The sequence below is a fragment of the Wenzhouxiangella sp. XN79A genome, assembly GCF_012272825.1.
Lineage (GTDB): Bacteria > Pseudomonadota > Gammaproteobacteria > Xanthomonadales > Wenzhouxiangellaceae.
The window spans coordinates 1-9623 of sequence record NZ_JAAWWS010000144.1 but is presented as its reverse complement, the minus strand read 5'-3'; the positions used below and the strand labels follow the sequence as shown (position 1 = coordinate 9623).

Below are 9623 nucleotides of genomic sequence, written 5' to 3'. Positions count from 1 at the left end.
GGGTCTATCCGAATCTCGCAACGGATTTCAGACTTGATCCGGTCTGATTTGAGAGGTCATGGGGCCTCCTGTAAAGTTTTGTTTTCCAGAACAAACAGTACAGAAAGGAACCCCCATGACCGTCTACAAGCTTATCGCAAAGCTGCTCAAGTTCAAGGATTTCCGGTGCAATGGACTGGCCTTTCGGCGCGGCAACCGGCTCGAGGTATTGGTCAAGCCCTACAAGAACGGCTGCCGCTGTCCGGAGTGCGGCCGGCGGGGACGTATCGTTCGCCAGCGCTCCGAGGTGCGCTACTGGCGTGATATTCCGGTCGGACCCTGGTCGATCTGGCTGATGTACTGGCCGCGTGAGATCTGTTGTGACACCCACGGCCGGGTGACCGAGCAGCTACCTTGGTCTGAGGCGGGCAGCCGGGTGAGTCACCGCTTTGAATACCTGATGCTGCGCTACTGCCAGATCATGCCGCAAAAGGCCGCCGCCCAGCTGCTGCGGTTGCCCGCCTCGACCCTTTCGGATCTGCTCCATCGCACCATTGGCCGGTTGCGCGAGGGCCATCGCATCCGAGGCCTCAAGACCATCGGCGTTGACGAAATCTCCTATCACAAGGGTCACAAGTACGCCACGCTGGTCTATGACCTGGAGCGCTCCTGCGTGGTCTGGATCGGCCAGGGCAAGGCCCGAGCGGCGATCGACCGGTTCTTCAACGAAGCGCTCAGCGACTACCAGAAGGCCAGGATCCAGACCGCCTGCTGCGACATGAGCCAGGCCTACATCGGGGCCATCCAGACACACTGCCCGAACGCCACCCTGGTGCTGGACCGCTTCCACATCGTTAAGGCGCTCAACGAGGCCGTCGACGAGGTTCGCAAAGAGCAGTGGCGGGAGGCTACCCGGGATGAACGCAAGGCGCTCAAAGGGCTGCGCTGGCTGCTCTCACGCCATTCGTCGACCCGAAGCCGGCGCGATACCCAAAACCTCAATGCGCTCGACAAACACAACCGGCGAATCTATCGCGCCTGGCGCCTGAAAGAAGAGTTCGAGCACTTCTGGACCTACCAGGCACCCTGGGCGGCAGAGCGGTTCCTGAAGCAGTGGACCAAAAGTGCATTGCTCAGCCGCCTGGAGCCGCTGCGAAAGTTCGTCCATACCCTCCGACGCCACCAGGATGCCGTGCTGGCCTTCATCGGCACCCGCGTGACCAACGCTATTGCTGAAGGACTCAATCGCATCGTCAAGATCGTCAAGAATCGCGCCAGTGGCTTCCGCCATCTCGATGCGTTCTCCGACATGATCTACCTGACCGTTGGAGACCTCGATCTGCCTGGGCAAATTCCAGTGCGGTTCCGCACACTATGAAAACGCCGGCAAAGACAGTCAGATCAGGCGCTGCGGGCGATCAGAGCTTTGCGAGATCCGGATATAGCCATTTTTTTTTGTTTCGCCTGCAGTGTTTTCGGGCTTTTGGGCTTTGTGTTGATTTTCCAACTACTCGATCATTAGAGCTATAGATGCGTATTGTTTCTGATCGAGTCCACCCCGGACGGCGGTATCGGCGAAGGCCTGGTCACCGGCCTGGTCGAACACGGCGCGGCCGACCGGCCGATCCGCCGCGTGACCGGCGTGGACTGCTACATCCCGCTGGGCGATGCGGCCGGGTTGATGCTGCCGGACGAACACCGCGTCCGGGCGGCGGCCGAAGCGCTGCTGGGCTGACCGCATGAGCGACGCGGCCCGTTTGCCGCTGCGCCTGTTCGGGCTGGCTGCGGGCGAGTTGCCGCCGTTCGATCTCGAGGTCGCGCCGGGCGAAGTGGTCGCGATCTCCGGGGCCTCGGGCAGCGGCAAGTCGCGCTTGCTGCGGGCGTTGGCCGACCTCGATCCGCACGAAGGCCGCGTTCTGCTCGGCGAGGCGGCCGCCGACGCGATGCCGGCCCATGTCTGGCGCCGGCGCGTGATGCTGGTGCCGGCCGAGAGCCAGTGGTGGCACGACGCCGTGGGTGCGCATTTCGAAGCGGAACCGTTCGACGATCTCGAGGTGCTCGGCCTGCCGCGGGATGCGCTCGGCTGGTCTGTGGGCCGACTCTCGTCGGGCGAGAAGCAGCGCCTGGCGCTGATCCGGGCGCTGTCGCGCGATCCCGGCGCGCTGCTGCTCGACGAGCCGACAGCCAATCTGGACGATGAATCGGTCGAGCGGGTCGAATCCTGGCTTCTGCAACGGATTCGCGGGCGCGGTCTGCCGACGCTGTGGGTGGCCCACGACCGGGCGCAGATCGAGCGCGTGGCCGACCTGCAGCTCCGGATCGGGCCCGGTGGAGCGGAGCTCGTTCGATGAGCGTGATCGAGCTGTCCTACGGTGAGCTGGCGCTGGCCTCGCTGCTGGTGCTGGCCCTCGGCGTGGTGACGGCCCTGGCCCGGCTCGGTATGACGCGCTCGCTGCTGGTCGCGGCGCTGCGAACGGTCGTCCAGCTGGCCCTGATCGGGCTGGTGCTCGAGACGCTGTTCTCGCTCGAAGGTCCCTGGTGGGTCGGGCTGATGGGCCTGATCATGCTGCTGGCGGCGGGTCGCGAGGTGATGGCTCGCCAGAAGCATCGGCTGACCGGCGGCTGGGCGTTCGGCATCGGCACCTCGGCGATGTTCGTCTCGGCGTTCAGCGTGACCGTACTGACCCTGGTCGTGGTGATCGGCCCCGAGCCCTGGTACCGGCCGCAGTACGCCATTCCGCTGCTGGGCATGCTGCTCGGCAACACCATGACCGGCGTGGCGCTGGGTCTGGATCGTCTGACCGAGGGCGTCTGGCGCCAGCGCGCGATGATCGAGAACCGGTTGATGCTGGGTGAGCCGTGGCGCGAGGCAATCGGCGAACTTCGCCGCGACGCGACCCGCTCGGGCCTGATCCCGATCGTCAACGCCATGGCCGCGGCCGGCATCGTCAGCCTGCCGGGCATGATGACCGGCCAGATTCTCGCCGGCAGTCCGCCGGCGCTGGCCGTCAAGTATCAGATCCTGATCATGTTCACCGTGGCCGCCGGTACCGGCTTCGGCACGCTGGCCGCCGTCTCGGCCGCGTCCCGGCGCCTGTTCGACGAGCGCGAGCGGTTGCGGGTGGATCGGCTGGCGGCGGGCGGCGGCTGATCAGGGCATGGTGAAATCGATCTGCTGGGAGGCGATGGCCGGCACGGTTTCCATGGCGTCGGTGTCGAAGCGCCACTTGCGAATGGCGCGCACCGCCGCGCGGGCGAAGCGCTGGTGGGAAGCCCCGACCGCCGCGACCTCGCCGACCCGGCCGTTGGGCAGGATTTCGAACTGCAGGTAGACCCATCCGGGCATGCCGTTTTCGGCCATGGCGCGGGGATAGTCGGGGGGCGTTCGCCGGACGACTTCGAGATCTTCGGTGGCGGTGCCGCTCTGCGATCCGACATCCTCGGGCGAGATCAGTCGTGCGAGGTACTGCTGGACGCGTTCGCTCGCTCGAGCGTCGGCGGCATCGTGCTTCTCTTCGTCGAGTGCCTCGGCGGACCGGAGCGCCGTGTACAGGGCCCAGCCGCCACGAAGGGCGCCCAGGTCGCCGTCCTTCAGGGCGGCGTCGACTTCCATGGCGAGTCGGGCCCAGGCGTAGGATTCCATCCAGTTTCGCCGCTCGTAGTGATGGACGGCCAATGCACGAACTGCCAGCCGCAGGCCCCGTTGCGCGGATTCCTCCCAGGCGGCCACAGCCTCGTTCGGCCGATCAGCGGCCTGAAGCGCGTATCCGCGAAGCAACAGGTCCCAGCGGCTGGTTTCGCCGTCGGCGTCAAGCTCCGCCGCGGCCTGCAGGTCCCCGGAGATCGCTTGCTGGATCAGGAGGATCCGTTCGGCCGGCGACAGAGCGTCTTCGTCGGCTCGTGCCGATAGCGCCGCGAGTCCACAGAGCAGCAGGATCGAAAGGACGCGCATGTTCAGTTCTCCAGGCTGAATTCGACGGTCTGCGTGAAGAAGCGATCGAAATTCTCCGGATCCATCGAGGACGGCTCGATCGCCCAGTGCTCCATGGCCGCGGCGGCGCGCTTGGCAAACTCTCGATGGGACTGGACGATGGGCAGGACACGCTCGACCGTGCCGTCGGATGCAAACGTCATCATCAGGAACGACCAGCCGGTTTCTCGCGAGTAGGCCTGGTCGCGTGGATAGACCGGCGCGCGCCTGTCCACGAACACCGGCGCATCGACGGAGCCGATGTCCTGTTCCGCGGTGAGGCGCGCGTACCATTCGCCGACGACCGCTTCGGTCCGCCGGTCGGCCTCCGGGAATTCGGTCTCGCGAAGATTCCGCGCGGCGCGCTGCGTGAACTGCCAGGTCCATTCCAGCGGCCAGGCATCGTCGTCGATCTCCGACTCGCGGTCATGCTTCTCGATCAGCATCGCCAGCCGGCCCCAGGCATAGGCCTCGATCCACTCGTGGCGCTCGATGTGATGCACGACCCGCGTCCAGAGCGCCCGGCGGGAGCCCTGGCGCATCGCGTCGTCCAGCAGCGCCAGCGCGCGGTCGTCGTCGGCGGCGGCCCGAAGCGCCTGGGCCGCGATAATCCGGACGGATTCGCTGTCGGGGTGTTCGGCGAGCAACTGTTCGGTCGCGTCGAGGTCGCCGTTCAGGGCGCGCTCGGCCAGCTCGAAGCTCGAATGGGCCGCAGTCGGCGGGCTCGTGACCAGCATCAGGGCCGGCAAAAAGGACAGCAGCAACGTTCGCATGAATCGCATCTCCCGGTTCGTTCGATAGGGAATCGATGGGATGGGAACGCAAACTCGTGTCGAGTGCCCGTTCCCCGTTCCACCAGCGCCGGGACGAAGGGTACCCAATGGGGCACCGCGAGCTCAATCGGAGAATTTCCTACGCGGGGGTCGGCCTATCCAAGCACGCCGCCGATCTTGACGTGATACCAATCGCCGACCGAGCTGATCAGGACCAGCCAGAGCAGGGCGACACCGATCGCGCTGCTCAGGGCGCCGAGGGTCTGGCGTCCGGCGCTCTGGCTGCGCAGTACCCAGTACTGCACGAACAGGGTGCCGATCGACAGGGTCCAGAAGATGTAGACGTTGGCCCGGACCATCGCCTCGACGGGCCAGAGTTCCTTGACGTAGCGCCAGTCGATCCAGGCCCACGCGGCGCAGGCCAGGACCAGCGCAACCAGGCTGGTCAGCAGCCAGGCGGTCCAGGGAAAGCGGGGGTTGGTGGAGTCGTCCATGCGGTGAATGATCGCAGATCGCCGTCGCCTTCGTGCATCGACTATGCTCGATCGAGGCCTTTCGGACCATTCCTTCCTTGACGACCGAGGGATCCAATGCCGACGCCGCCTGGCTGGACCGTCTCCAGACGGCCCTGGTGCACGTCGATGCGGCCGGTACGGTTTGCCGGATGAACGCGGCGGCCGAAGACCTGCTGGGGGTGTCGGCCGCGCGAGCGGCGATGGACCCGGCGCTGACTGCGGCGATCGACGCGTCGGGGCTGCAGGCGCTGTGCGACCGCGCCGTCGGCGAAGGTCGGGGCGTGGCCTCGCAGGACCTGCGCTGGCCGCTGGCGAGCGGGGCCGAGTGGCTGGACGCCCGCGCTTCCCGGCTTGGCGACGGCGGCGTGTTGCTGGAACTCCAGGACGCCGCGCCCCGCCGCCGGGCGATGCTCGACCGCTCGCGCGAAGCGCGGCGAGCGCTGTCGAAGCGCGTGGTCCAGCAGTTGGCCCACGAAATCCGCAATCCGCTGGCCGGCCTGCGCGGCGCGGCGCAGTTGCTGGCACGTCGTGATCTCGACGACACCGGTCGCGAACTGGCCGGGATCATCGGTGACGAGGTCGATCGGCTGGAGGCTCTGGTCGAACAGCTGCTCGGCGGCGCTCGGCCGGTCACGGCGATCGAGACGAACCTGCACGCGCCGCTGGACAGGGTGGTCCGGTTGCTGGCCGCCGACGCCGCGCCGGTGGCGCTGGATCGCGACTACGACCCCAGTCTGCCGCGGGTCCGGATCGACGAGGCTGGGCTGCAGCAGGTGTTCCTGAACCTGGCCCGCAACGCGATCGAGGCCGGCGCCGGCCGGCTGGTCTTTCGCACCCGTGCGATCCCGGGCGCAACGCTGGGCGGGCGCCGCTGCCGGCTGGCGGTGGCGATCGAGGTCGAGGACGACGGCCCCGGCGTGCCGGAGGAGCTGGCCGATTCCCTGTTCTTTCCGCTGGTCAGCGGTCGGCCCGACGGCACCGGGCTGGGACTGGCCGTGGCCCAGGACCTGGTCGATCGCCACGGTGGCGACCTCGACCACGAGCGCCGGGGCGAGCGCACCGTGTTTCGCGTCCTGCTTCCGGCCGATGCCGGCGCAGGGCCGCGCGGCCCACTAGAATGAGGGCATGAGCAGCGAGCGCGCCCGGGTCTGGATCGTCGACGACGACGCGTCGATCCGACGCGTGCTGGACCACGCGCTGGCCGCAGAGGACCGGTCCTGCCGGAGCTTCGAATCGGCCGAAGCGGCGCTCGGCGCCCTCGCCGACGAACAAGCGCCGGATGCCGTCCTGACCGACCTGCGGATGCCGGGCGCGTCCGGCGACGTTCTGATCGAGCGGATCGATGCCCCGGTCATCGTCATGAGCGCCTACGCTGACCTCGACAGCATCGTCGACGCGCTCAAGCGCGGCGCCTTCGACTTCCTGCCCAAGCCCTTCGACATCGACGAAGTCATCGACCGGGTCGATCGCGCGCTGGCGTCGAGCCGCGATGCCGGGGTGCCGCCGGCCGTCGAGCCGCCGCCGGGGCTGATCGGTGAGAGCCTGGTGATGCGGGCGCTGTTCCGCGCCATCGGGCGGCTGGCCGGCAGTTCGCTGAGCGTGCTGTTGCGCGGCGAATCGGGCAGCGGCAAGGAGCGGATCGCCCGGGCGCTGCACGCATCGTCGCCGCGAGCCGGCGGTCCGTTCGTGGCGCTCAATGTTGCCGCGCTGCCGGCCGACTTGCTGGAATCCGAACTGTTCGGCCACGAGAAGGGGGCATTCAGCGGTGCGGAGGCCGCGCGCGCGGGCTATTTCGAGCAGGCCGACGGCGGCACTCTGTTCCTCGACGAAATCGGCGAGATGCCGACCGCGCTGCAGTCGCGCCTGCTGCGGGTGCTCGACGACGGCGTGTTCTACCGCCTCGGCGGTCGTGCTCCGGTCCGCGTCGATGCGCGGATCGTCGCGGCCACCCACCGCGACCTCGAACAGGCGGTTGCCTCCGGCGGCTTCCGCGAAGACCTGTTCCATCGCCTGAACGTCGTGCCGCTGACCGTGCCGCCGTTGCGCGAGCGTCCCGAGGACATCGGGCCGCTGCTCGATCACTTCCTGGCCCGCGCCGCGGCGGAGGTCGGCGATGCGCCGCGCCGGCTGACCGCAGCAGCCCGTGAGCGACTGCAGGCTCACCCCTGGCCGGGCAACGTGCGCGAACTGGTCAATCGCTGCCGGCGCTGGACCGCCCTGGTTCCGGGGCCGCGGCTGGATATCGCCGACCTCGATCTCGACCGACCGGCCGAAGCCGTGGACTGGACCGCGGGCGTGCGCGCCTGGGTGCGCGCACGACTGGCTGCCGGCGACGTTGATCTGATGGGCGAGGCCGTCGCGCGACTGGAGCGCGCGCTGATCGACGAGGCGCTGAGGGCCACGGGGGGGCGGCGCGCCGAAGCCGCCGATCGTCTCGGCATCGGCCGCAACACCCTGGCTCGCAAGCTCGACGACTGAACGCACCGTTGCGGTGCATCCGGTCCGGGCGCTGCACCGCGATGGTGCGGAGAGATCGCCTCGATCGTTCTCGAAACCCCGTTCAACCGGCGATCTTCGGTGGCCTTTCAGGCTGGCACGCCGATTGCTTCCTCGATGACAGTGCCGCGCGGCACGCCGATCGACAACGGGAGCGAATCCACCGATGAAACTGATCACCGCCATCATCAAACCCTTCAAGCTCGATGACGTACGCGAGGCGCTGGCCGACGTCGGCGTCCAGGGCATGACCGTCAGCGAGACCCGCGGTTTCGGTCGCCAGAAGGGGCATACCGAGTTGTACCGCGGCGCCGAGTACGTCGTCGACTTCCTGCCCAAGATCAAGCTCGAAATCGCCGTGCCCGACGACCAGGTCGAACGGGTCATCGAGACGCTGGCCGAGACTGCCCGAAGCGGTCGGATCGGCGACGGCAAGATCTTCGTCACCGCGCTCGAACGGGTGGTTCGCATCCGGACCGGCGAAGTCAACGAATCCGCCCTGTAACGGAGCCGAGTCATGACCGAAATCGAATACGCACTCAACACCTTCTACCTGCTGGTCTGCGCCGCGCTCGTGATGTGGATGGCGGCCGGTTTCACGATGCTCGAGGCCGGCCTGGTCCGGGCCCGCAACACCGTCGAGATCCTGACCAAGAACGTGGCGCTGTATGCCATCGCCTGCCTGATGTACTTCCTCATCGGCTACCAGCTGATGTACCCCGGCGAGGGCGTCAACGCGTTCTGGCCGGGCATCGGTTTCGGCGTCTCGGCCGAGCACGCGCTGGCCGACGTTACCGCCGAAGGCAGCGAGATCGCGTTCTCGTCGCTGGCCGACTTCATGTTCCAGGTCGTGTTCGTCGCCACCGCCATGTCGATCGTTTCCGGTGCCGTGGCCGAGCGGATGAAACTGTGGGCGTTCCTGGTCTTCGCCGTGGTCATGACCGGCGTGATCTACCCGTGGCAGGGCTACTGGTCCTGGGGTGGCGGGCTGCTGTCGGATCTCGGCTACTCCGATTACGCCGGCGGCGGCATCGTCCACATGGCCGGGGCGGCTGCGGCGCTGGCCGGTGTCCTGCTGCTCGGGCCGCGTGCCGGCAAGTACACGCCCGACGGCCGGCCGCGCGCCATCCCCGGTGCGAACCTGCCGCTGGCCACGCTCGGCATGTTCATCCTGTGGATGGGCTGGTTCGGGTTCAACGGCGGCTCCGAGCTGGCCGTGGCCGGTATCGGCTCGGCCAATGCGGTGGCCAAGGTGTTCGTCAACACCAACCTGGCCGCCGCCGCCGGCCTGGTCGCCGCGCTGCTGCTGGCCCGCTTCCTGTTCGGCAAGGCCGACCTGACCATGGCGCTGAACGGCGCACTGGCGGGCCTCGTTTCGATCACCGCCGGGCCGTCCACGCCCGATCCCGGGCTGGCCGTGCTGATCGGCGCGGCGGGCGGTCTGCTGGTCGTGGTCTCCATCCTCGGCCTCGACCGCATCCGCATCGACGACCCGGTCGGCGCGATCTCCGTGCACGGCGTCTGCGGCATCCTCGGCCTGCTGGTCGTGCCGTTGTCCAACGACGAGGCGAGCCTGGTCGGCCAGCTCGCCGGCATCGGGCTAATCGGGGGCTTCGTGTTCGTCACCAGCCTGGCGGTCTGGGCCGCGCTGAAGGCCACGATCGGCATTCGCGTGCATCCGGACGACGAACGGGCGGGGTTGGATTTCGCCGAGTGCGGGATGGAGGCGTATCCCGACTTCGCCCACGGCGGCGATTGAAAAAATCGTCGCTGGGCTACTGCGGACGCGGTGGCCGGCGCTCGGCGGTGCTCGGAATCCTCATGCACCTGGACGTGCACTGCGGTTCCTGTGCTCCGGCGATCACCGGCCACCGCGTCCTCGCTACGCCC

11 protein-coding genes are annotated in these 9623 nt (G+C 67.9%); 8 read left to right on the top strand and 3 right to left on the bottom strand.

Annotated features, from left to right (window positions below; all coding sequences use genetic code 11):
• Positions 1-115: 115 nt before the first annotated feature.
• The 4 genes from HFP89_RS06710 (at position 116) to fetB (ending at position 3130) form a co-directional block, all read left to right on the top strand.
• Entirely contained in the window at positions 116-1357 is a 1242-nt protein-coding gene (locus HFP89_RS06710) for an ISL3 family transposase (RefSeq protein WP_168715701.1), read from the top strand.
• A 159-nt stretch (positions 1358-1516) separates the two neighbouring features.
• On the top strand, positions 1517-1714 hold the full coding sequence (locus tag HFP89_RS06705; RefSeq protein WP_168716877.1) for a hypothetical protein: 198 nt from the start codon (positions 1517-1519) through the stop codon (positions 1712-1714).
• 4 nt (positions 1715-1718) lie between these two features.
• Positions 1719-2330, top strand: coding sequence for an ATP-binding cassette domain-containing protein (locus tag HFP89_RS06700; RefSeq protein WP_168716876.1), 612 nt, complete (start codon positions 1719-1721; stop codon positions 2328-2330).
• Positions 2327-3130 carry an iron export ABC transporter permease subunit FetB gene (gene fetB / locus HFP89_RS06695; RefSeq protein WP_168716875.1) on the top strand — a complete coding sequence of 268 codons (804 nt, stop codon included), beginning with the start codon at positions 2327-2329 and terminating at the stop codon, positions 3128-3130. Before HFP89_RS06700 ends, fetB begins: the two co-directional genes overlap by 4 nt.
• On the opposite strand, the gene HFP89_RS06690 is transcribed toward fetB, so the two are convergent.
• The 3 genes from HFP89_RS06690 to HFP89_RS06680 form a co-directional block, all read right to left on the bottom strand.
• Complete coding sequence (locus HFP89_RS06690; RefSeq protein ID WP_168716874.1) at positions 3131-3931, bottom strand: energy transducer TonB; 801 nt, start codon at positions 3929-3931, stop codon at positions 3131-3133.
• A 2-nt stretch (positions 3932-3933) separates the two neighbouring features.
• Positions 3934-4722: a hypothetical protein gene (locus tag HFP89_RS06685; RefSeq protein WP_168716873.1), complete on the bottom strand. Its 789-nt coding sequence runs from the start codon at positions 4720-4722 to the stop codon at positions 3934-3936.
• Positions 4723-4877: 155 nt separating this feature from the next.
• Positions 4878-5216, bottom strand: a complete 339-nt coding sequence (locus HFP89_RS06680) for a hypothetical protein (RefSeq protein WP_168716872.1) — start codon at positions 5214-5216, stop codon at positions 4878-4880.
• 77 nt (positions 5217-5293) lie between these two features.
• Here HFP89_RS06680 and glnL point away from each other — a divergent pair, with 77 nt between their 5' ends.
• From glnL to amt, 4 genes are all read left to right on the top strand, one after another.
• Positions 5294-6358, top strand: a complete 1065-nt coding sequence (gene glnL, locus HFP89_RS06675) for a nitrogen regulation protein NR(II) (RefSeq protein ID WP_168716871.1) — start codon at positions 5294-5296, stop codon at positions 6356-6358.
• A 4-nt stretch (positions 6359-6362) separates the two neighbouring features.
• Positions 6363-7715, top strand: coding sequence for a nitrogen regulation protein NR(I) (ntrC, locus tag HFP89_RS06670; protein ID WP_168716870.1), 1353 nt, complete (start codon positions 6363-6365; stop codon positions 7713-7715).
• 184 nt (positions 7716-7899) lie between these two features.
• The gene (locus HFP89_RS06665) at positions 7900-8238 is read left to right on the top strand and encodes a P-II family nitrogen regulator (protein WP_168716869.1); all 339 of its coding nucleotides are present in this window, start codon (positions 7900-7902) and stop codon (positions 8236-8238) included.
• Between the two features lie 12 nt (positions 8239-8250).
• Complete coding sequence (gene amt / locus HFP89_RS06660) at positions 8251-9492, top strand: ammonium transporter (protein ID WP_168716868.1); 1242 nt, start codon at positions 8251-8253, stop codon at positions 9490-9492.
• The last annotated feature ends 131 nt before the right edge of the window (positions 9493-9623 follow it).

What these genes read in the sequence shown, in the direction of transcription:
- HFP89_RS06710 (WP_168715701.1), top strand. Translation starts at nt 116, where the DNA reads ATGACCGTCTACAAGCTTATCGCAAAGCTGCTCAAGTTCAAGGATTTC.
- HFP89_RS06700 (WP_168716876.1), top strand. Translation starts at nt 1,719, where the DNA reads ATGAGCGACGCGGCCCGTTTGCCGCTGCGCCTGTTCGGGCTGGCTGCG.
- fetB (WP_168716875.1), top strand. Translation starts at nt 2,327, where the DNA reads ATGAGCGTGATCGAGCTGTCCTACGGTGAGCTGGCGCTGGCCTCGCTG.
- HFP89_RS06690 (WP_168716874.1), bottom strand. Translation starts at nt 3,931, where the DNA reads ATGCGCGTCCTTTCGATCCTGCTGCTCTGTGGACTCGCGGCGCTATCG.
- HFP89_RS06685 (WP_168716873.1), bottom strand. Translation starts at nt 4,722, where the DNA reads ATGCGAACGTTGCTGCTGTCCTTTTTGCCGGCCCTGATGCTGGTCACG.
- HFP89_RS06680 (WP_168716872.1), bottom strand. Translation starts at nt 5,216, where the DNA reads ATGGACGACTCCACCAACCCCCGCTTTCCCTGGACCGCCTGGCTGCTG.
- ntrC (WP_168716870.1), top strand. Translation starts at nt 6,363, where the DNA reads ATGAGCAGCGAGCGCGCCCGGGTCTGGATCGTCGACGACGACGCGTCG.
- HFP89_RS06665 (WP_168716869.1), top strand. Translation starts at nt 7,900, where the DNA reads ATGAAACTGATCACCGCCATCATCAAACCCTTCAAGCTCGATGACGTA.
- amt (WP_168716868.1), top strand. Translation starts at nt 8,251, where the DNA reads ATGACCGAAATCGAATACGCACTCAACACCTTCTACCTGCTGGTCTGC.